The organism is Staphylococcus sp. HMSC071G07, assembly GCF_001811435.1.
Lineage (GTDB): Bacteria > Bacillota > Bacilli > Staphylococcales > Staphylococcaceae > Staphylococcus > Staphylococcus pettenkoferi.
In genome coordinates, this window is the sequence record NZ_KV804768.1 from 450,385 (window position 1) to 472,775 (window position 22,391).

Consider the following 22,391-nt stretch of genomic DNA (forward strand, 5'->3'; position numbering starts at 1 on the left):
TACTATCGATTTTATGCTTCTGCTTGCGTTGTTCCCTCTCGCTCATCGTAGTAAATACAAATACGTTGAGACTCAATTTCTTCCACTTTCACTGGCATATCGTAGAGCTGACTCAAGGTCTCTGCTTGTACGACTTGGTCTTTCACATCAGAGATAAAAGTCTGTCCATCTTTAATCGCAATGATATGATCTGAATAACAGGACGCGAAGTTAATATCATGTATCACGACAACAATCGTCTTGTTGTAATGATGTGCAAGATGACGCAGAATTTGCATGATTTGCACCGCGTGTTTCATGTCCAAATTATTCAGTGGCTCGTCTAACAAGATATATTCCGTATCTTGAGCAATCGTCATTGCGACATATGCACGCTGACGTTGACCACCTGATAAAGTCTTAATATAACGATCTTTAATTTCTGTTAAATTAAGCAGAGATAAAGCTTCCTGAATCTTCTCTTTATCCTCTTTTTTAAGTCGCCCCTTCGAGTATGGGAACCGCCCAAACTGCACGAGTTGTTCCACAGTTATGTTAAGTTCAGTGATGTTCGTCTGTTTTAAAATGGACAACTTCTTCGCTAAATCATTACTTTTGTAGTCATCTATGGCGTGCTCGTCGATTGTAATCGTCCCTTGATCGTAGTCTGTCAGACGCGTTATCGCTGAAAGCAATGTACTTTTGCCTGCACCATTAGGACCTATAATCGTCGTCAACTGGCCTTTGTGAATATCTACGTTAATATCTTGTAGAATGGGTCGCTGCTCAATCGTTTTAGTTAAATTCTTTACACTAATCACACCGTATTTCTCCTTTTAACTAATAAGTAAATGAAGTAAAGTCCACCAATTAAATCAATAACGATACTTACTTGTGTCGTCGCGTCAAAGATGTGCTCCATCACACTTTGAGCTACAAACAAACTGATCCAACTCAAACACAATGTGGCAGGGAAAATATATTTATGCTCATAAGTTCGCATTAATTCGTGGGCGATGTTTACTGTCATTAATCCTAAGAATGCAATAGGACCTACCAGTGCTGTCGAAAGCGACACGAGAACCGCAACCATGATCAGTAACGTACGTGTCATCCACTGATAAGGTACGCCAAGGTTGATCGCTTGTGCTCGCCCTAGTAATAAGACGTCTAAATATGGAATGAGATAGAAAGTCAGTCCGATAAGAATAAGTAAGATAATCGCTGACAAAGTCATTAAACGCGGGTTCGCTGCGTTAAAGTTCGCAAACATCGCACTTTGTACTGCAAGGAAATCTTCCGGGTCAATGATGAGTTCCAAGAAGCTTGTAATACTTCTGAAGAACGTACCCATAATGATTCCGACGAGTAAGATGAAATAGACAGAAACATTCTTCAGACGAAAGATACCTTGGAATAAAATGAGTGCGAAGCTAATCATCGCTAATACGGTAATCCCAAAGTTGAGATAAATATTCGTATTGAATAATGACTGTGCGCCAAATATAAAAACTAATAAGACTTTAATAAACATGTAGACTGCATCTAATCCCATAATAGAGGGCGTAAGCAAGCGGTTGGTTGTAATCGCCTGGAAGATAACGACAGAAGCAGCGATTGCGCCACCGACGATGAACATTAATATCAACTTCTTCATCCGAGCAGGTAACTGATAATGGATGATGTCGAAATTAAGTCCAAGGAATAAATACAACGCACCACTTAGGATAACCACTGCTATCAGTATCGCTAATTTGAGATTGAGATTAATTCGCATAGTGACGGCGTCCTTTCAATAGCATTATGAGGAAGATGACCGTACCAAACACGCCAATCGTTAAACCGATGTTGATTTCATATGGGTAAACGACGAGACGTCCGATAATGTCTGAGAACAATACAAATATCGCTCCGAGCATTGCTGTTTGTGGTAATGCATGTTTCAAGTGATCCCCTCTAAAGATCGCTACAATGTTAGGCACGATGAGTCCTAGAAATGGTAATGTTCCTACAGTTACGACTACTAGCGCAGTAATTGTCGCTGTGATAAACAAGCCAATGTGAATAATGCGTTCATAGTTGACACCGAGATTATTGCTGAAATCCTTGCCCATACCCGCTATCGTAAAATGATTCGCAAATATGTAAGTGAGTATGAGAAGCGGAATACTAAGGTATAGAATCTCATAACGGCCACTCGTAATGATGGCAAAATTACCATTGAGCCAATTGCCTACACTCTGGACGGTATTCGTTTGCAGAGCCATAAACGTAGTGAAACTTGAAACGATGCCACCAAGCATAATCCCCATCAAAGGTACAAAGATGACTTCTTTAAAGCGAATCAATTGAATGAGCTTCACAAAAAGGAATGTGCCACCAATGCTAAGTAAGACAGCAAATGCGAGCTTGATGAGTATATTCTCTTGCGGGAACCAAATCATCGCTATCAAGATACCGAGCTTAGCCCAATCCATCGTACCTGCTGTAGTTGGACTCACAAATTTATTCTGCATCATTTGTTGCATAATCAGACCCGCTAACGCTAATGTACTTCCACTAATAAGAATGCTAATCGTACGTGGAATACGACTCGTTAAGATAATATGAAGTTGTGTTTGTGTTAAATGTCCAAGATCTGAAAGAGGTATTTGCTTAACACCGATAAGTAGGGATAACAGTGTTAATAGGATGAGAAGTAGGAATAAAGTGAATCGGTTAATAATCCCTCGTAACAATAGTCTCCATTCCTTTATCATAGATTAAAAAGCGATAATGATAATCGTTATCATTAAGCATAAATCTAGTTTATCATGAAATTCAGATATTTCAATAGCCTACGATAAAATCATAGATAAATCGTATAGTTAGAGTATATTTACAATTGAATAATTTATGATAGAGAATTTTTTGTGCAGAATGTTTTATAACACTTCTTTTTCAAATAAAAGTAGATAGAGAAAATAATTATTAGAAGGCAAAAATAAGTAAGAAAAAGAGCAAGACATGCCAATGATACTGCCCTGCTCCTAAAATAATGTTATCAAGATCATGCATGACTATTTTTCGTCATCAAATATGAAGTCTTCATCTTGTAGCGCTTCTACATTAAGTGCAAGTGTGTAACCATCACCTTTAACTGAGAAGAAGTCATGGTTTTTAGTTGAAGTGTCTAACGCGTTCTCAATAATTGGGTTGAATTCGCGTTCTTCAAAGTAAGGTTCAAATCCTAAGTTAGATAATGCTTTATTGCCGTTATAACGCACGTAATTAAGGACATCATCTGTTAGTCCAATGTCATCATATAATTTGTGAGTATAAGATACTTCATTTTTATATAAATCTTCGAGCAAACGATACATTTCTTGGTCTGCTTTTTGCTTTTCACTCTCAGAAAGCTCATTGCGTAAATGTTGTGCATCTAAACCAGTAAACACACCATGAATTGACTCGTCGAGCAATATTTTACGGATAATTTCTCCAGATGTTGTCATCTTACCTTGACCTGCTAAATAAAGTGGATAATAGAAACCAGAATAGAATAAGAATGTTTCTAAGAATACACTTGATACTCGTGCAATATATTGATCGTAGATTGAAGCTTCTTTGCCCCATAATTTGTGATAGTTACCCACAATAACGTCCGCTTTATATTTTAGATGTGGTTCTTCAATCACCCACGTATCTAGAAGATAATTCGTTTCACTAGATGGTAATAGCGTTGTAAAGATGTGAGAATAACTTTTCGCATGAATTTGCTCCATCATGGCCATAAATGAATATACTGCTTTTTTACGTAAATCAGTTGTGTGCATCATGACGAGAGGCATACCATCATCGGCTTGGTGCGTATCTAGACCAGTTAAGCCTGCAAGAGCATATTTGAAGGCGTTCTTTTCTTCATCTGTTAATGTCTTCCAACTTGCAATATCTTTGGAAACCTTAAATTCTGTTTCCACCCACATTTGCGATATGTTTTGGCGCCAGAACATGTTGGTCATATCTTCTTGCGTATTCCAATTGACTGCTTTCATGTGTTTAACGTCTCCAATCTCATTTAAATATTGTATGTATGATTAAGTAGGAAAGATGAGCACCGAGACAAGAATAGTGCCAACACTCTCCTACTTAATCTACTTCATGCTTGAAAACAATACGTACTACTTTATGCTTAGATTATTTACTCACAATGCTTAAACTGAGCAACTTGTACACTCTTCTACACTTAATAGTTTGTTACGTGTGTAGTAAAGTGATTTAAGCCCTTTATGATGGGCATAAACATATAAGCGTGACAATTCACGTGTAGATACTTCAGAGTTAACATAAAGAATCGTTGAAATACCTTGGTCAACGTGAGTTTGAATTGTTGAAATTAGATCAATTAATTTCATTTGATCTGTATTAAATGCTGACTTGTAATACCACATTGTTTCTGGTGATAAGAACGGCATAGGATAGAATGTTTCTGAGTTACCATAAGTACGACGTTCAATTTGGTCAACGATAGGCATTACAGATGGTGTCGCATTCTGCACATAAGAAATACTTTGTGTTGGCGCGATAGCAAGACGATAAGCATGGTATAGTCCATGTTCTTCAACTTGTGCTTGCAATGCTTTCCAATCTTCAGGAGTAGGAATGTCTAATCCTTCGAATAAACGTTTCACTTTCTCATATTTCGGTTCAAATGTTTGTGAAGTGTAGAATTCGAAGTACTTACCATTCGCATAATCAGATTTGTCAAAGTCCTTGAAGATTGTTTGACGTTCTTTAGCGATTTCCATAGAACGTTGGATTGAATAATAGTTCAACATCATAAAGAAGATATTCGCGAAATCTTTCGCTTCTTCTGATTCATAACCGATCTTATTCTTAGCAAGGTAACCGTGAAGGTTCATCGCACCTAAACCTACGGAATGAAGCTCACTATTCGCTTTCTTAACACCTGGCGCGTTTTGAATGTTCGCTTCGTCACTCACAAATGTTAAAGCGTCCATACCTGTAGCTACAGAATCTCTGAATTTACCTGATTCCATAACATTAACGATGTTTAAAGAACCTAAATTACAAGAAATATCCCTTTTAATATCGTCTTCTACACCATAATCGTTGATGACAGATGTTTCTTGAAGTTGAAAGATTTCTGTACAAAGGTTGCTCATCTTGATTTGGCCAATATTAGAGTTAGGGTGTACTTTGTTGGCATTATCTTTGAACATTAAGTATGGATAACCAGATTGTAATTGCGTTTGTGCGATAAGGTTTAGCATTTCACGTGCGTCTTTTTTCTTCTTGTCAACATTAGGGTTAGCAACAAGATCATCATAATATTCGTCTAAATTTAAATCGTCTAATGTTACACCGTACTCTTTGTAAACTGTGTGTGGTGCGAACATGTAGAAATCCTTACCTTCTTTAGCTAAATCAAAGAATTTAGAAGGCACAATGAGACCCGTAGAAATTGTTGATAGACGAAGGTCTTCGTCAGCGTTAACTTTCTTCGTATCTAAGAACTCTTCAACATCATAGTGGAAGATGTTAAGGTAAACTGCACCTGCACCTGGACGTTGACCGAGTTGGTCAGCATAACTAAAGCCACCTTCAAGGGATTTCGCCACAGGTAACACACCTTTAGCTACACCTTTAATACCTTTAATCGCTTCACCACGTGCACGTAATTTAGATAAGTTGATAGCCACACCGCCACCAATTTTACTCAATTGCTTAGCCGTAGAATCAATAAAGTTGATTGAGTTCAAGCTGTCATCTACTTCTAATAAGAAACAAGATACGAGCTCACCACGACGCGCACGACCTGCGTTTAAGAACGTCGGTGTAGCAGGTTGATAACGTTGTTCAACCATACCTGAGATAAAGCGTTTCGCTAAATCAACGTCGCCATCTGCTAAGTAAAGTGAAACGATAGCCACGTGTTGATTATAATCTTCAAGAATATTCTCTTTGTCATTCGTCTTCAAAGCGTAGTCTTTATAGAATTTACTTGCTGACATATAACTTGCAAATTGGAAGTTAATGTTTTTCGCATAATTTGTCACGTCAACAAGTTGGTCTTCCGTATATTTCTCGAATACATTGAAATAGAAGTCATTATCTACGAGATAATGTAAGCGTTCAATTTCACTATCGAAATAGATGGTCTTGTCATGAATCTCTTGTAGATAGACTTCTAAAGCTTCTTGGTCTTTCTCTAAGTTGAAGAATCCATTGTCTTTCCTCTTTGTCACTTCATTATTTAATTCAATATGATTGTATCTTTTCTCGTCCATAGTCTTCATTAACCTGTCCCACCTTAACTTTAAATTCCTCAACATCACTGTTTGTTCCTTGAACTTCGAATTTCATTAGCAATGGCACTTGATAGTCTTCAGAAATGGTAATACCAGCTTTAGCGAAATTCTGTCCCCAATTTCGATTACCACTGGCTGCTACCGCTTCTAAATGTTCACTGTTGTGATTCAAGAATGACTGCACCGGCTCAGGCACTTCTCCGAAACCGATTGTTCCAGTGACCAATATATAGGGTTCATCTATACGATCTGTACAGTTAGCTTGAGTGATTTCTAAAGTATCTTCGAGTTCAGTACGCTGTATGAAACGTCTCACATTTCCTGTAAATGAGAAATAGACCACTTTCATTGGCTCACCTTCTTTCTAATTATGTATATCATTCAGGTGTTCGCCTAAACGACTGTCATTCTTATTTTCTTATCTTGGGTTGTCCATTGCATTTCTACCACAACATATAGTGTTAATAACCTAGCAAGTGACCATGTAATTTAGCATCTATTTGATAGCGTTACCCTATTTCAAGGGATAAATCACTTCTTCTACGTGTTAAATTACCTCTTTATAGTCATTTTATTAAAATGACTATTTCGCCACAAAACACAACATGTTGTGTTTGTTTTTAAGAATTCGTACTACATTATGTGTTTCATTATACATAACTGTGATTCCATTTTAAAGAGATACTCACATGTCAGTTTGATGTCAATTTTGTATCAATTTATATAACTCGCACCACCACACGCTTTTAATCTCAAAAAATGAAACGAAAAAATTTTATTTCGTAAACCAAAGGGTTTTTGGTTGCATTTTCATAAAAAGCGTGTAACTACGGTGTCGCTTAAGATAGAGCAATTCGGCGTTTTCAGTGAGTTACCATACATTTTAAAAGATATAGAATAACCCCCTAGTGTATACTCGATGATAATCGAACGTTTGTTCGTATAATCTATATTATCCTACTCCTGAAATTTTTGCAACCCTCATTACATGAATATTTTTTTATGCTAAGATAGATACGTTAAATTTATATGAATGAGGCGATATCAGTGAATCCTAAAGTGAAAGGTATTATAGCGATTCTGATTTCCGCAATTGGCTTTAGCTTCATGTCTGTGTTCTTTAGACTAGCGGGTGATTTACCCGTCTTCCAGAAGTCTCTTGCTCGAAATCTCGTCGCTATGTTTATCCCTTTATTTTTCCTATATAAATACAAACAGCCCTTGTTCGGTAAGTTGAGTAGTCAACCTCTACTCATTGCTCGTTCGGCTCTAGGGCTCACAGGTGTGCTATTCAATATTTATGCCATCGACCATATGATCTTAAGCGATGCTGATACATTGATGAAACTCAATCCGTTCTGGACGATCTTGCTCAGCCTGTTCTTCTTGCGTGAGAAGATCTTTAAGTATCAGATTATCGCAATGATCGTCGCAATCGCAGGAATGCTCTTCGTCGTGAAACCTGAATTCTCTTCTGCGATGATTCCTAGTTTAATTGGTTTAATGTCCGGTATCTTTGCAGCAAGCGCATACACATGTGTTCGTGCATTAAGTACGAGAGAAGCGCCATACACGATTGTGTTCTACTTCTCATTCTTCTCTATCATCGTACTGATTCCGTTCACGATCTTTACTTATGAACCGATGTCATGGCTGCAAATGCTTTATCTCTTAGGTGCAGGTTTGAGTGCTGCTGTAGGTCAAATTGGTATCACTCTCGCGTACAGCTTTGCACCAGCGAAAGATATTTCTATCTTTACTTACGCATCAATAATCTTTACGGCGCTATTCGGCTTTATCCTGTTCGGCGAGTCACCAGACTTCTACGCGATGTTAGGTTACGTTATCATTATTGGTGCAAGTTATTACATGTTTGAAAAGGCACGTCGACAACCACGCAAATCTCAAACGAATTCAAATTAAAGGAGTATGATTATGGCTCAAGGACGCAATCAAGAAGAACTTGAAGATATCACGTTATTAGGTAACCAGAATAATCAATACGATTTCGACTATCGCCCTGATGTATTAGAAACTTTCGACAATAAACATCAAGGCAGAGATTATTTCGTGAAGTTTAACTGTCCAGAATTCACATCACTCTGTCCTATTACAGGTCAACCTGATTTCGCGACAATTTATATCTCTTATATTCCTGATGTTAAAATGGTCGAATCCAAATCACTGAAACTTTATTTATTCAGCTTCCGCAATCACGGTGACTTCCACGAAGACTGCATGAATATTATTATGAATGATCTCATTGACTTAATGGATCCACACTATATTGAAGTTTGGGGTAAATTCACGCCACGTGGTGGCATTTCAATCGACCCTTATACGAACTACGGCCGCCCTAATACGAAATATGAACGTATAGCTGAACATCGTTTAATGAATCATGATTTATATCCTGAAAAAGTCGATAACCGTTAATTTCATACTATGAACTACATCCCATCAGTTCCTATCTACATTATGGAGTTGATGGGATATTCTATTATCACACGCGTCTCCCCCCTCTTTTTAAACACCTCCCAACTTACTCATAAAATTCCTAAAACATTCATAATTCACTAAAAAGTTAACACATTTATTACTATAGTTGTTGTAATTTTCGCAAAATAGTATTACGATAAAGTTTACTTTAACACTTAAACAATATAAAAGAGGGATGCTTATGAACAGAGCACAACACACACGCGAAGAAATCCTTAACAGTACACCACGTAAAGGTTTCTTCGGACATCCAAAGGGGTTAAGCACACTCTTCTTAACCGAATTCTGGGAACGCTTTAGTTATTATGGGATGAAAGCCATCCTAGTCTATTATCTATACTATAGTGTGTCTAAAGGCGGATTCGGTTTAGACGAAGGTGTAGCTTTGCAAATCGTGTCCATCTACGGAACGTTGATTTATATGAGCGGCATTATCGGGGGATGGATTGCCGATCGTATTACTGGTACGCAACACGCAGTCTTTTACGGTGGTTTCTTGATCATGATTGGTCATATCCTGCTATCTCTACCGAACAATTTAACGATGGTTATGATTGCATTACTATTCCTCATTTGCGGAACAGGGTTACTGAAACCTAACATTTCAACGACTGTCGGTGAGCTCTACGCTCAAAACGATGCACGTAGAGATGCTGCATTTACCATCTTCTACATGGGTATTAACTCAGGTGCATTGCTTTCACCACTCGTGACAGGGTACTTACAGGCGCGCTTTAGCTTCCATTTAGGTTTCCTAGTTGCAGCAATTGGTATGTTCTGTGGCTTAGTGATTTATGTTGTGACGCGTAAAAAGTATTTAGGATTAGCTGGTTTATCTACACCAAATCCTTTAACGAAACAAGAGATTAAAAAGACGTCTCTTTATGCAGGCGTCGTCATTATCTTGATTGCACTTTATCTCATCATTTTACAATTCAATAACGCACTCACACTACAGAACTTTAGCTTATTTATTACGATATTAGGTGTCATTCTACCGTTCGTCATTATCGTTAACATGCTCGTCAGCAAGGATGTGACGAAAGTAGAACGTTCTCGTGTATTAAGCTATATTCCGTTATTTATTACTGCCGTTGCATTCTGGATGATTCAAGAACAAGGCTCTACCGTTCTAGCAAGCTTCGCAGATAACAAGACGCAGCTGGATTTAGGGAAAGCGACAAATGGACTGATTCACTTCCATGTACCAGCAGCTTGGTTCCAATCCTTTAACCCTATCTTTATCGTAGCTTTAGCACCGGTCTTTGCTGCACTGTGGGTCAAACTAGGGAAGTTCAATCCGCCAACAGTACATAAATTCGCATTAGGCACTATCGTAGCTGGATTATCATTTATCGTTATGTATATCCCGCTTTCTGGTCCTCATAGTTTAATCAACCCGTTATGGTTAATACTGAGCTATTTACTCATTACGATTGGTGAGCTATGCATTTCACCAGTAGGTCTATCTACAACGACGAAACTCTCACCAGTCAGCTTTACAGCACGTATGATGAGCTTGTGGTTACTCGCCGATGCGACTGCACAGGGTCTCAACGCCCAACTTGTAGTGGTGTATACGAAGATATCTCAAATGGACTACTTCCTCTATTCAGGAATCGTTGCCATAGCTATTGGAGTTATACTCTTCCTTCTCTCTCCTTTAGTTAAAAAAGGAATGAAAGGTGTATTCTAAACGAACCTTTAGAAATCACATTATAAATAAGTATTAAATTCACCTAATCTCAAGAGCCTATAAATGACAAGTTACGATCATTTATAGGTTCTTTTTTTATCCCATCATTCCTATCATTTTAATTCAAAAACACCAATTTTCAACAATCTTGAATTCATTTTCTTACGTCAAAAAGGCGATGAACATCAGGACTATTCCCTCTTATCTTTCTTTAATTAACCTCACTCATATACTTAAATTTCACAATTTTGCCAATATTATTATTTTATGAATATTATTGAAACAATGAATTAATAAGAGTAGAATTTATTTAATACTCTTTTTAAAGGGGAGAAAGGATGGGAATGTTATGAGAGAAACGAAGAATCATGAACAAGCAGTTCAAACGATTCCTCAGAAGGGATTCTTTGGTCATCCAAAAGGTCTAGGTGTACTCTTCTTCGTAGAATTCTGGGAGCGTTTCAGCTATTACGGCATGCGCGCCCTACTCATCTTCTACATGTACTACTCCATTAAAAACGGTGGCTTAAACATGGACGAAGGTACTGCCCAATCGATCATGTCCGTTTATGGAGCGCTCATCTATATGACTTCAATTTTAGGAGGATGGGTTGCCGACCGACTCACAGGTACACGTTCTGCCACGTTAATCGGTGCAGTTCTTATTATAATCGGGCATATCTGTTTAGGTTTACCCTTTGGCATGGCAGGATTGTTCTCATCAATGTTCTTTATCATTGTGGGGTCTGGTTTGATGAAACCCAATATTTCTAACATCGTAGGACGTTTATATCCTGAAAATGACAAACGTATCGACTCAGGTTTCGTTATCTTCTATATGTCAGTGAATAGCGGTGCATTAGTCGCGCCACTAATTCTTAACCAATTTATCGATAATGGTAATTTCCACATTGGTTTCTTAATCGCAGCATTTGGTATGGCACTTGCACTCGTGTGGTACTTACTCTTTAATCGTAAAAATTTAGGACAAGTGGGATTGAAACCTTCAAATCCTTTAACAAAAGCAGAGCGCAAAAAATATAGTTTAATTTTCGGGTTAATTATCGCAATAATTATAATATTGTTAATTGTGACTGGTTTAACAGGCACACTTTCATTCGGTCTTGTAAGTACTGCCGTATTAATCTTAGGCGTGGCTTTACCGATTGTATATTTTACTATAATGATTCGCAGTAAAGAGGTCACAGATGTAGAACGTTCACGCGTTATCTCATTTATCCCCCTCTTTATACTCGGGGTGATCTTCTGGGCCATTCAAGAACAGGGCGCGAACGTACTAAATTTATACGCTCTGAAATACACAGATATGCAATTGAATCTCTTCGGTTGGACTACAGAGTTTGGTAAAGCTTATTTCCAATCTATTAACCCACTGTTCATCGTGCTACTCGCAGGTATCGTGTCTGTGATCTGGATGAAGATGGGTTCTAAACAACCGAGTATGGCCGTGAAATTCGTTCTAGGTGCTTCACTCGCTGGGCTATCTTACTTCTTAGTGGCTGGTGTAGACTACGCGACAGGTGGACATGCACAAATCAGTGTGAACTGGGTTATTATTTCATATATCGTGTGTGTTATCGGGGAGTTATGTCTATCTCCTACTGGTAACAGTGCGGCCGTTAAGCTCGCGCCGAAAGCTTTCAACGCTCAAATGATGAGTGTGTGGTTACTGACAAATGCGACAGGTCAAGCATTGAACGGTTCACTCGTGCGTTTGATTAAACCTTTAGGCTATGCCAACTACTTCATCTTTATTGGCGCTATCGCCCTAGTGGTGAGTTTGATTACATTAGCGTTTGTTCCGAAGATTAATAAAGGCATGCGAGGCATTAAATAAAGTAACCTTTCAACTTCTTATGGGTAGCAGAGTTATGATAAAGTAGAAAGCAAGTATGATTTTATTAAGCTAACTTAACATTCAACTAGGACGTTCTTAGTTAAAATGCTACAGCATCATGACACAACTTGACGTCCTAGTTTCTACCCAAGAATACAAAGAAATGCGGTGAAACATTTGTCTAGACAATACAATCATGGTGTGCTTTTTTACCACGAACATTCCGGCCTCAACGATATTTACGGTGGCATCGGCACAGTGGCACAATATTTATCTCAAATGTGCAAACACCTTTCTATTCAACTGAGTGAAGAGGAAGGCAATATCATCGATTACTGTGAAGCCATAAAAGCTCATGACTACGGTTCAGATATTGATATCTTATTTATCCTTGGCGGAGATGGTACCGTTAATGAGCTCGTCAATGGCGTAATAACGCATCAACTTGATATCCCTATTGCCATCATTCCAGGTGGAACGTTCAATGATTTTACTAAAACGCTCAACCTCGATGGAGATTATACTAAGGCGAGTGAGCAACTGCTCGAGGCACGTCCACAACGCTATGACGTGATTAAGGTCAATGGGCAATACGCGCTCAACTTCGTCGGTATGGGGCTGATTGTTCAGAATGCGAAGAACGTTCAGTCAGGAAATAAAGATATCTTCGGTCGCTTAAGTTATATCGGTTCTACGGTTAAAACGCTCGTCAATCCTGTGAAATTCAACTATCATATCGCTGTCGATGGCGAAGAAACACAGGGTCAAACTTCAATGCTCGTCATTGCCAATGGACCTCACATCGGTGGTAACCGTATACCGCTGACAGATCTATCGCCAAGCGACGGTTTCCTTAACGCCTTTGTGTTTAAACATAGTAAGATGAGCGTCTTCAACGACATCTTCAAGAAGCGCGACAGCATGAATTGGAATCGCGTGACGAAAGGTATTACGCATCTTCAAGGACGCAAATTTAGGATTACGACGGACAAGCATCTTGATGTTGATATGGACGGAGAGATTGCTTTATCGACGCCACTAGAGATTGAAGTCGTGCCACAAGCCATTGAAATCTTAACTTTGCCTGATTAGTTGTTTAAAATAACTAAACACTGTAACTTTAATAAGCTCCCTTGCACGTCATTTAGGTATGCAAGGGAGCTTGTATATTAATAGGTTTATTTTTTACCCAAAGTGATTCATTATTTTAAAAAGTACTCAGCAACATCTTTCCATCCGCTCACTCGAGTGAAACGGTCTTCAGATGCATTGTGCGGTGCTGTGAACATAATAGGTTTGCCTTCAAAGATTTCTAATTGTCTTGGATTGTCGTCTATTAAATAGTCTGCTTTAACGATATTTTTACGGCCACAAAAGACGAAATGTTGGGGATCTAAAAATGGGAAATACGTACGTAACCATTCGTATTTCTCTTGAAACGACGTCGGAACGTCCATCGCCGCTGTGGCGATATACACATCGTAATGCTCGTTTAACTCTCGCACAACCTCTTGTGCATTGTCCATCACATCTAAGTTAAGGAAAAAGCCAGGTTCGCGAAGAATTTCAGGTAATAAACCATCGTGCTCAGGAATAACATGCTTTAATTTCTGTCCATCTAACATGCCGTAAGTAATCCCTAAGTTTAAACGTTCATTCACAGTGTTCATCATTGCACCGAGCGTATCTGCAAGTACTTCGTCCATATCAATTGCAATAGATTGTCTTGTCATAACATCATTTCTTCCTTTCTGTTCACCCTCGATTATAGCAAAGATAATATAGAAATGGGAGCAAGACAGAAATCTTTGATTTCGTTGTCTTGCCCCCGCGAGGATGACTAGAGTTCGAGAAAAGCGAAGCGTCATCTCGAATTCAGACATCTACCGCGTAGATGTAAATTTAGAAAAATACAGTACGTAGTACATTGATTAGTTACACACAAATACATAGACAGCAATCTATTTGATTGCGTAGTCTTTCCCCCGCAAGGATGTCTAGCATAATCAATAGCTGCTAAGCCATTGAGTGTACAGACAGCTACTGCGTAATTGCATAAATAGAACTAACAGTATCATACATTTACTTTCAACGGTAATAAGTTAATAGACAGCAATCTACTTGATTGCGTAGTCTTGCCCCCGCAAGGTTATTTACTCGTCATACTCAAATTGACGCAACACTTCTACCATTCGATCATTCTGTTCCGGGAAACCAATCGTAATTCGCACCCCATTCGGAAATTCTCGCGTGATACATCCTACTGATAAAAGTTGTTTAAAGAGTTCGTGTGGTTGTGACGTACGCACAAAGACGAAGTTCGTTTGACTTGGATAGAAATGACGACTTTCTGGAATTTGATAGAACTTGTCTCTTTCGCGTGCATTGCGCTCTCGAATTTGAGCTAAATATTCTTGGTCCTTACAAGCAGCGACAGCCGCATGTTCTGACAAGCGTCCCACATTAAATGGCGGACGAATAATATTGTACTTTTTAACCGCTTCTGAATTCGCAACTACATAACCAATACGCATACCAGCTAAGCCATATGCCTTTGAAAAAGTACGGAGTAAAAAGGCATTATCAAATTCTTCTTGTAATGCTAAAGTATCTGGGAAATCCTTTGCTGTGACGAACTCAAAGTAAGCCTCATCAATCATTACAGGAACGTCGTTAGGTACGCGAGACAAGAAGTCACGTAACTGTTCATGTGTGAAATAAGTACCCGTCGGATTGTTTGGATTACAAAGCCAGATGAGTTTCGTATCGTCATCCACTTCTTGCAGAATACCTTCTAAATCAAACTGGCCATCTTGTAAAGGAACTTGAACTACCGTAGCCGCTTCAACTATAGCATTATGATAATATTGTCCAAAGGTCATTTCACTCGTTACAATCTTGTCCCCTGGCGTTAAGACAGCACGAGAAATCATGAGAATCACTTCGTCCAATCCAGCGCCGAATAAGATGCGGTCCGCGTCGATGTTCAGATGTTGACTCAACACTTCTCTAAGTGTCGGAGAACCGGTTTCAGGATAGTAGAAGAGCTCATCTAAATGTTGCGTGATGGCTTCTTTCACTTTAGGTGATGGGCCATATAAATTCTCATTTGATGCTAACTTGTGCAGTTCACCTTCTACGCCATATTTCTCCTTTAAACCTCTCGGAGAAAGACCTGGTTCATATGCTGATAATTGATTAATTTGTTTTTTCATAGTGGTCCTCCTTTATTTATCTGAAATTTCAAAAGTTAATCACTATTATACGCGCTCGCCTAGCAGAACACAATATAATCAGTTTATTCCATTAAAGAGGCATAGAATAGAGATACACGAAATGACACCTCACAATAAAAAGAGCAGGACGATACAATCAACTTGATTGCGTCCTACTCCAATCACTACTTTACTTGTTATTTTATTAAATGATGTTGTTCTAAATAATGTTTAGCAACATCATACGGATCTTTCTTCTTCACCGTAACTTGATAGTTCATTTCTTGCATGTCTTCATCTGAAATCTTACCAGCGAGTTTATTTAAAGGTTTCTTCACTTCTGGATGATCTTTAAGATATTTCTCTTTAAACATCGGCGCACCTTGATATGGTGGGAAGACATTTTTATCATCTTTCAACACTTTCATATGATACTGTTTCAATTCTGCATCTGTAGAGTACGCATCGATAAGATTGATGTCACCTTTCTTCACAGCTTGGTAACGTAATTTCGGTTCCATCGTCTTGACGTTATCGAAGTGCAAGTCGTAAGCTTTTTTAACTGCTGGATAGCCATCGCCACGATCATTGAACTCTAACGTAAAGCCTGGTTTAATTTGATCCTTGACCTTGTCTAAATCACCAATCGTTTCAATATGATGTTTCTTGGCGAAATCTTCTTTCACAGCCAAAGCATAGGTATTGTTATATTTCATCGGCTTCAACATCGTCATATCATATTTCTTCTCTAGACTCTGTTTCGCTTGATGATAAACTTTCGGCTCCTCTTTCGATTTCAGATCTTCTTTCGTCAATTCGCCTAAGACTGTTCCTGTGAATTCTAAATAACCGTCGATATCGTCCGATTTCAAGGCGTTAAAGAGGAAGGACGTCTTGCCCATACCATCTTTCACTTCTACAGTGTCGTCGGTTTCGTCTTCGATCAGAATTTTATACATATTAGTGATAATAGACGGTTCTGAGCCTAATTTACCTGCAATCGTGATATGTTCACCTTTGTTAGATAAAAGTGGTGCGATAATTGCAATCAATAAGACAATAACGATAGCTGCGAGTGACAGCATCAATTTCTTGTATGACAATTTCTGCATAAAGCGCAACACTAAATCAAAGATAATGGCGAGCAAGGCTGCTGGAATCGCTCCGATCAATATCAATGAAGAATCATTACGGTCGATACCGAGTAAGATGAGATCCCCTAAACCGCCAGCGCCGATTAACGCAGCAAGTGTTGCAGTACCAATGATTAAGACCATTGCGGTACGAATACCAGCCATAATCACCGGCATCGCCATTGGTAACTCTACCTTACGTAAACGCCGCCATGGTTTCATTCCAATTCCTTTCGCTGCTTCTACAAGTGATTGGTCGACTTCAGCAATCCCAGTGTATGTATTGCGTAGGATAGGCAGTAACGCATACACAACGAGTGCAATGACTGCTGGAACCTTGCCAATACCGAAGAGTGGGATCATTAACCCTAACAATGCGAGTGAAGGTATCGTCTGCAAGACTGCTGCTATATTCATGACAATTTCTGATAGTCGCTTCGTCTTCGTTAGTAAAATACCTAAAGGCACACCAATTAATGCGGCGATCAACAATGCGATAAAGGATAGTTGAATATGCTCAAGAATCGTTGAGAGCAGTTGCCCTTTCCGGTCTGAGAATGTTTGAATTAATTCATTCATGCGTGCTCACCTACCCGTTCTTGTGAGTGGGATAAGTAATCAAATACTGCTTCACGCGTTAATAACGCTTGTTGATCATTTTTCTGATCGTTCACTATGACGGCTTCGTGGTTAGCCAGCGCTTGATACACTTCGTCGACACGCTGTGCACTATCGAAAGTTGGATAACTTCCGAAATGATTATTATGCGCATCGCTGACATTCTCAGATGTCACTATATCTCCTAATTTCACCCACTCGGTTTGCTTAATTTGATCACCCATAAACTGTCTGACAAAGTCATTCTTCGGTGCATCGATAAACGATTGAGGTGTCCCAATTTGTTCAATATGTCCATCATTTAACAGACAAATACGATCGCCTAATTTCATCGCTTCATGAATATCGTGTGTGACAAAGACAATCGTCTTCTTAATCTTAGACTGCAAATCGAGTAAATCTTCTTGTAGTTTCTCTCTACTAATCGGGTCAAGTGCACTAAAAGGTTCGTCCATTAAGATGACCGGTGGATCAGCTGCTAATGCACGCACGACACCGATACGCTGACGTTGCCCACCAGATAGTTCGTCAGGCTTGCGCATCTTATATTGCTCAGGATCCATATTCACCATTTCCAACAGCTCATCTACACGCGCATCAATATCTTTCTCTTTCCATTTCTTCATCTGAGGCACTTGTGCAATATTCTCCTTCACCGTCATATGCGGAAAGAGTGCAATCTGTTGAAGCACGTAGCCGATATCCCAGCGCATTTCATACACAGGATAATCGCTAATCGGCTGGTTGTTAAAATAAATATAGCCTTCTGATAACGGTATCAAACGATTAATCATCTTTAATGTTGTTGTCTTACCGCAACCAGAAGGTCCAATAAGCACGAAGAACTCGCCTTCGTCAATGTTGAAACTCACATCATCTACAGCGACTTTATTACCATAACGTTTACTTACATTCTGAAATTCAATCAAGATATCACCTTTATTTCTCTCTGTCTCATCTTCTGGGTTGCAATAACCACAGGTTCATCTATACTCATTCCCTTTTTTCCAGAGTTTAAAGACGATTTCAGAATTATTTTTACTGGTAAAATAAATTTTTCAGATGGACGACTTTATTTTTAATCCTACATTAAAAAACAGCGCCATTTCAGTCCTCTAGCATGAAATGACGCTTACACATTAATAAACTATTATTCTATTATATTGTCATATCGCCGACGTCTTAGCCTCGCGTAACAATTACCATATCGAGACTTTGATAAAAATAATACTACCTCATTTTCAATACTTGATCTCTCGCTCACTCATGGGAGTCACGTGCTTTATAATCACGTATCGCTTCGATAAATTTCGGACAGTAATGTTTCAATTTATAGCTTCCTACGCCCGATATCGCAATCATCTCTTGTTTCGATTCTGGTTGACGTTTCGCAAAGGCTTCTAACGTTGCATCGTTAAAGATACTTGTAGGTGCGATATTCAATTTCTCACTGAGCTGCTTTCTCACTTCAACTAATTCGTCAAAGAGGTACGCATCGACACTATCTATAGTATTGATCAAGACTGTTTCATTCGATTTCTGTTTAAATGGCGTTGTCATAATCTTCACTCGGCCATGTAAGACGTCTCTTACCGATGGATCACAGACGAGTTTACTATTATATTCGTTGAGATAACCTTGGAAATGGAGTTCATCGATGAGATGGGCGATTTCCGTCGTGGTATAGTCCTTCATCAGACCATGTGTCGTTAACTGACTGTATCCATAGCGTCGGATATAATCTGTAGTTTCACCACGCAATACTTGAATGAGCACACTATGACTTTCTTGTTGATTCAATCGTGCGATACAACTAATAATCATTTGCGCCTCACGTGTCATATCATAATCTCTCTTCGTCTCGAGACAGTTACTACATTTACCACAGGCTTTCAAGCGCTCATTCGGTTCAAAGTAGTAGACAATCGTCGCTTCTAAACAACGTGTCGTTTTCGTATACTGAATCATTTTAGTGAGCTTTTTACGCATTTTATCCTTATATTCCTCATCTCCGTTAGAAGAAGAGATAAAGTAACGGTGTAGTCCTACATCTTGATCGCCGTAGAGCAGAATGCAGTCACTCTCTAGCCCATCACGACCTGCACGCCCCGCTTCTTGATAATACGACTCAATGTCACCTGGCATGTTGTAGTGAATCACGTAGCGCACATTTGATTTATCAATCCCCATACCAAAGGCATTAGTAGCTACGACGACATTAACACGATCGTAAACAAAGTCATTCTGCGCTGCTTCACGCTCTTCAGTCGTCAATCCAGCATGGTACATCGCACTCTTCACATTATTATGGATTAACGTCTCATGGAGTTCTTCAACCACTCGCCGGGTTGAACAGTAAATAATGCCTGCTTCTTTCGCATGTTGCCGACAGTATTTGACCACAAATTGGCGTCGTTGATAAGTTCGATTGATTTTAAAATGAAGGTTAGGACGTATGGGGCTCGTCTTCACGAGGTGTGGTTGGTCAATATGAAGTGCGTGCATAATATCGCTCTGAACCTCGGTAGTAGCAGTCGCTGTTAAGGCGATGAGGACGAAATCTTGCGGCAACTGAAAGACCTTACTAATAACTTCTCGATAGCTAGGTCGAAAGTCATGCCCCCACTTAGAGATACAGTGTGCTTCATCAAAGGCGATGAGCGGTATCTTTAACTGGGAGATGAGATGGGTGAAACGAGGATTCTCAAAGCGTTCGGGAGCAACATACAAGAATTTCAGCCGTCCTTGCATCAGTGCGTGTTCCACCTCACGTTGCTCAGGGTCACTGAGACTGCTATTTATATAAGCAGCCTCGATACCCATGGCTTGCAACTGGTCCACTTGGTCTTTCATCAACGAGATGAGCGGGCTAATCACAATCGTTGTCCCTTCGAGCATCAAGCCAGGAACTTGATAGCATAATGATTTACCTCCGCCTGTCGGTAAGACACCTAAGACATTATGATGTTCAATTACCCGGGAAATAATTTCAGCTTGGCCGGGTCTAAAGGTTTGATAACCAAAATAATGTGCTAAAGTTGCTTCCATATCTTAACTCCTCATTATCCTTGTTGTTTCTCTTCTAATTCGCCCCACCGCTCTAAATCCGCTTCATATGTCTCATTTAGAGCCGCCTGTTCTTCATTTAATGCTTTGACTTTCTCGTAATCTGCGCTCGCTTCTACCATTTCTTCTTCAATTTCAGCGAGACGCTCTTCTGTCTCATCGATGCGCTCCAAGAGCATTTCATATTCTCTCTTCTCTTTGTAAGACAACGACTTACGTTGACGGGGTTGTGACTGTGTTGATGAAGAAGCTGATGTCGAAGCCTGCTCTTGTTTAGAGGATTCGGCTGCTAACTTATCTTGTTGTTTCTTATATTGCTCATAATCCTCAAAGGTACCGAGAATGCGCTCGATTTGCCCATCATGCACGTACCAATATTCTTGAGCGACTTTATTTAAGAAATAGCGATCGTGACTGACTGTAATAACCGAACCGCCGAAATTCGCGATGTAATCTTCTAAAATCGTAAGTGTTTCGGTATCCAAATCATTGGTCGGCTCGTCTAAGAGCAATACATTCGGCTGATGTACGAGTAACTTTAATAAATACAAACGTTTCTGTTCTCCACCAGATAATTTATATAACTTTTTACCATGCGTATTACTCGGGAAGAGGAATCTCTCAAGCAATTGCGTGACAGAGACTGAAGTACCGTCTTGCTCTTTCGCCACTTCACTTTCCTCTCTCAAATAGTCAATCATGCGAATATCTCTATCTAGCCGTTCTTCCGTTTGTTTAAAGTATGCAATCTTAACCGTTTGACCAATCTTAACAGTACCTGTGTAATCTGTATCCTCACCGCAAAGGATGTTCAACAATGTCGTCTTTCCTGCGCCATTTGGACCGACGATACCAATTTGTTGGCCATTCTGGATGATTTGTGTAAAATGCGCAAACAACGTCTTATCATTGATTACTTTCGTCACATCTTCAAGCTCAATGACCTGCTTACCTAAACGAGAAGAAGCTAAGTTAAGTGACGCTTTCTCTTTCTGATGATGGTTCTTCACATCTTGTTCCAGCTCTTTAAAACGATCTTTACGCGCCTGTTGTTTCGTCGTACGGGCACGCACACCTGCACGCATCCACGCTAACTCTTGTTTATATAACGATTTCTGTTTCTCCTGTTGCTTCTGCTCTTGCATTTCATTTTCAGCACGCATCGCAATGTAATCTTCGTAGTTTCCTGGATAGCCTTGTAACTTACCACGATCTAACTCGATGATACGTGTTGATACTTCGTTTAAGAAATAGCGATCATGTGTGACGAAGAGCACTGTATGTGGGTATTGTTTAACGTAATTAATCAACCAGTTGATGGATTCAAAGTCCAAGTGGTTGGTCGGTTCGTCTAATAATAACAAGTCAGGTTGTTCAATGAGTGTCTTAGCGAGCCCTACACGTTTCTGCTGACCTCCAGATAGGTCTTTCACTTGTTTTGATGTATCAGTAATCCCTAATTTAGAAAGGATGGTCTTAATTTCAGCACTATAATCCCAAGCTTCATGTGCGTCCATTTGTTCCTGCGCACGCATCATAGACTTGAAATCATCATCTGATTGCGTTTCAGAATAACGTTGGACAGCTTGTTCATATTCACGGATGACCTGAAGTGTTGGCGTATTCGTTGCTAACACTGCTTCGAAGACCGTCATCGATTCATTAAAGACTTGTTTCTGAGAAGAATAACGAATGCGATAGTTATTCGGATGTGATATCTCAGCTTGATAATCATCATCGATACCAGCGATGACTTTGAGAAGTGAACTTTTACCAGTTCCGTTAATACCTACGAGCCCTATACGCTCACCTTCTGATATAGAAAGGTTGAGATCGTCGAAGATCACCTTATCTGCATAGGACTTATTTAAATGTTCAATCTTATAAGCTTCCATGAATCAACACCCTTTATTCATACCATTCTGATAAATTGTCAGTTCTATCTATTATACACCTTTTAGAAGTTGAATGATACACGCACACATGAATCAGCTAGCGTAGATTTCACTAGTAAAA

17 protein-coding genes are annotated in these 22,391 nt (G+C 39.3%); 5 read left to right on the forward strand and 12 right to left on the reverse strand.

Annotated elements, in window-relative coordinates; genetic code table 11:
• Positions 1 to 11 precede the first annotated feature (11 nt).
• The 6 genes from HMPREF2802_RS06540 to nrdI all read right to left on the reverse strand — a co-directional run bounded on the left by HMPREF2802_RS06540 (position 12) and on the right by nrdI (position 6,639).
• Positions 12 to 800 (reverse strand): iron ABC transporter ATP-binding protein, encoded by a 789-nt coding sequence (locus tag HMPREF2802_RS06540; RefSeq protein ID WP_070503175.1) that lies wholly within the window; start codon positions 798 to 800, stop codon positions 12 to 14.
• Complete coding sequence (locus HMPREF2802_RS06545) at positions 797 to 1,756, reverse strand: iron chelate uptake ABC transporter family permease subunit (RefSeq protein ID WP_049409181.1); 960 nt, start codon at positions 1,754 to 1,756, stop codon at positions 797 to 799. The genes HMPREF2802_RS06540 and HMPREF2802_RS06545 overlap by 4 nt, the downstream gene beginning before the upstream one ends.
• Positions 1,746 to 2,738 carry an ABC transporter permease gene (locus HMPREF2802_RS06550; RefSeq protein WP_040806447.1) on the reverse strand — a complete coding sequence of 331 codons (993 nt, stop codon included), beginning with the start codon at positions 2,736 to 2,738 and terminating at the stop codon, positions 1,746 to 1,748. Before HMPREF2802_RS06550 ends, HMPREF2802_RS06545 begins: the two co-directional genes overlap by 11 nt.
• A gap of 300 nt (positions 2,739 to 3,038) precedes the next feature.
• Positions 3,039 to 4,013 (reverse strand): class 1b ribonucleoside-diphosphate reductase subunit beta, encoded by a 975-nt coding sequence (nrdF, locus tag HMPREF2802_RS06555; RefSeq protein ID WP_002471780.1) that lies wholly within the window; start codon positions 4,011 to 4,013, stop codon positions 3,039 to 3,041.
• A 159-nt stretch (positions 4,014 to 4,172) separates the two neighbouring features.
• Positions 4,173 to 6,278, reverse strand: coding sequence for a class 1b ribonucleoside-diphosphate reductase subunit alpha (gene nrdE / locus HMPREF2802_RS06560; protein ID WP_002471783.1), 2,106 nt, complete (start codon positions 6,276 to 6,278; stop codon positions 4,173 to 4,175).
• Positions 6,241 to 6,639, reverse strand: a complete 399-nt coding sequence (gene nrdI, locus HMPREF2802_RS06565; RefSeq protein ID WP_049409178.1) for a class Ib ribonucleoside-diphosphate reductase assembly flavoprotein NrdI — start codon at positions 6,637 to 6,639, stop codon at positions 6,241 to 6,243. Before nrdI ends, nrdE begins: the two co-directional genes overlap by 38 nt.
• 698 nt (positions 6,640 to 7,337) lie before the next feature.
• Between nrdI and HMPREF2802_RS06570 the strand changes: the two genes are divergently transcribed.
• The 5 genes from HMPREF2802_RS06570 (at position 7,338) to HMPREF2802_RS06590 (ending at position 13,435) form a co-directional block, all read left to right on the forward strand.
• Entirely contained in the window at positions 7,338 to 8,213 is an 876-nt protein-coding gene (locus tag HMPREF2802_RS06570; protein ID WP_049409177.1) for a DMT family transporter, read from the forward strand.
• A gap of 12 nt (positions 8,214 to 8,225) precedes the next feature.
• Positions 8,226 to 8,726 carry a preQ(1) synthase gene (queF, locus tag HMPREF2802_RS06575; RefSeq protein ID WP_002471800.1) on the forward strand — a complete coding sequence of 167 codons (501 nt, stop codon included), beginning with the start codon at positions 8,226 to 8,228 and terminating at the stop codon, positions 8,724 to 8,726.
• 244 nt (positions 8,727 to 8,970) lie between these two features.
• Complete coding sequence (locus HMPREF2802_RS06580) at positions 8,971 to 10,485, forward strand: peptide MFS transporter (RefSeq protein ID WP_070503176.1); 1,515 nt, start codon at positions 8,971 to 8,973, stop codon at positions 10,483 to 10,485.
• A 349-nt stretch (positions 10,486 to 10,834) separates the two neighbouring features.
• Positions 10,835 to 12,343 carry a peptide MFS transporter gene (locus HMPREF2802_RS06585; protein WP_070503177.1) on the forward strand — a complete coding sequence of 503 codons (1,509 nt, stop codon included), beginning with the start codon at positions 10,835 to 10,837 and terminating at the stop codon, positions 12,341 to 12,343.
• A 177-nt stretch (positions 12,344 to 12,520) separates the two neighbouring features.
• Positions 12,521 to 13,435 carry a diacylglycerol/lipid kinase family protein gene (locus HMPREF2802_RS06590; RefSeq protein WP_070503178.1) on the forward strand — a complete coding sequence of 305 codons (915 nt, stop codon included), beginning with the start codon at positions 12,521 to 12,523 and terminating at the stop codon, positions 13,433 to 13,435.
• 110 nt (positions 13,436 to 13,545) lie between these two features.
• On the opposite strand, the gene HMPREF2802_RS06595 is transcribed toward HMPREF2802_RS06590, so the two are convergent.
• From HMPREF2802_RS06595 to HMPREF2802_RS06620, 6 genes are all read right to left on the reverse strand, one after another.
• Positions 13,546 to 14,076, reverse strand: coding sequence for a 5' nucleotidase, NT5C type (locus HMPREF2802_RS06595; RefSeq protein WP_049405912.1), 531 nt, complete (start codon positions 14,074 to 14,076; stop codon positions 13,546 to 13,548).
• A gap of 420 nt (positions 14,077 to 14,496) precedes the next feature.
• The gene (gene hisC / locus HMPREF2802_RS06600) at positions 14,497 to 15,558 is read right to left on the reverse strand and encodes a histidinol-phosphate transaminase (protein WP_070503179.1); all 1,062 of its coding nucleotides are present in this window, start codon (positions 15,556 to 15,558) and stop codon (positions 14,497 to 14,499) included.
• 197 nt (positions 15,559 to 15,755) lie between these two features.
• A complete protein-coding gene (locus tag HMPREF2802_RS06605) occupies positions 15,756 to 17,270 on the reverse strand; it encodes an ABC transporter permease/substrate-binding protein (RefSeq protein ID WP_049409772.1) in 1,515 nt (504 codons plus the stop codon).
• The gene (locus tag HMPREF2802_RS06610) at positions 17,267 to 18,238 is read right to left on the reverse strand and encodes an ABC transporter ATP-binding protein (RefSeq protein ID WP_070503180.1); all 972 of its coding nucleotides are present in this window, start codon (positions 18,236 to 18,238) and stop codon (positions 17,267 to 17,269) included. Before HMPREF2802_RS06610 ends, HMPREF2802_RS06605 begins: the two co-directional genes overlap by 4 nt.
• A gap of 331 nt (positions 18,239 to 18,569) precedes the next feature.
• A complete protein-coding gene (recQ, locus tag HMPREF2802_RS06615; protein WP_070503181.1) occupies positions 18,570 to 20,357 on the reverse strand; it encodes a DNA helicase RecQ in 1,788 nt (595 codons plus the stop codon).
• A gap of 14 nt (positions 20,358 to 20,371) precedes the next feature.
• Positions 20,372 to 22,270 (reverse strand): ABC-F family ATP-binding cassette domain-containing protein, encoded by a 1,899-nt coding sequence (locus HMPREF2802_RS06620; protein ID WP_070503182.1) that lies wholly within the window; start codon positions 22,268 to 22,270, stop codon positions 20,372 to 20,374.
• Between the last annotated feature and the right edge of the window lie 121 nt (positions 22,271 to 22,391).

Coding starts and splice junctions, on each gene's coding strand:
- HMPREF2802_RS06545 (WP_049409181.1), bottom strand. CDS start 1,756: ATGCGAATTAATCTCAATCTCAAATTAGCGATACTGATAGCAGTGGTT.
- HMPREF2802_RS06550 (WP_040806447.1), bottom strand. CDS start 2,738: ATGATAAAGGAATGGAGACTATTGTTACGAGGGATTATTAACCGATTC.
- nrdF (WP_002471780.1), bottom strand. CDS start 4,013: ATGAAAGCAGTCAATTGGAATACGCAAGAAGATATGACCAACATGTTC.
- nrdE (WP_002471783.1), bottom strand. CDS start 6,278: ATGAAGACTATGGACGAGAAAAGATACAATCATATTGAATTAAATAAT.
- nrdI (WP_049409178.1), bottom strand. CDS start 6,639: ATGAAAGTGGTCTATTTCTCATTTACAGGAAATGTGAGACGTTTCATA.
- queF (WP_002471800.1), top strand. CDS start 8,226: ATGGCTCAAGGACGCAATCAAGAAGAACTTGAAGATATCACGTTATTA.
- HMPREF2802_RS06580 (WP_070503176.1), top strand. CDS start 8,971: ATGAACAGAGCACAACACACACGCGAAGAAATCCTTAACAGTACACCA.
- HMPREF2802_RS06585 (WP_070503177.1), top strand. CDS start 10,835: ATGAGAGAAACGAAGAATCATGAACAAGCAGTTCAAACGATTCCTCAG.
- HMPREF2802_RS06595 (WP_049405912.1), bottom strand. CDS start 14,076: ATGACAAGACAATCTATTGCAATTGATATGGACGAAGTACTTGCAGAT.
- hisC (WP_070503179.1), bottom strand. CDS start 15,558: ATGAAAAAACAAATTAATCAATTATCAGCATATGAACCAGGTCTTTCT.
- HMPREF2802_RS06605 (WP_049409772.1), bottom strand. CDS start 17,270: ATGAATGAATTAATTCAAACATTCTCAGACCGGAAAGGGCAACTGCTC.
- recQ (WP_070503181.1), bottom strand. CDS start 20,357: ATGGAAGCAACTTTAGCACATTATTTTGGTTATCAAACCTTTAGACCC.
- HMPREF2802_RS06620 (WP_070503182.1), bottom strand. CDS start 22,270: ATGGAAGCTTATAAGATTGAACATTTAAATAAGTCCTATGCAGATAAG.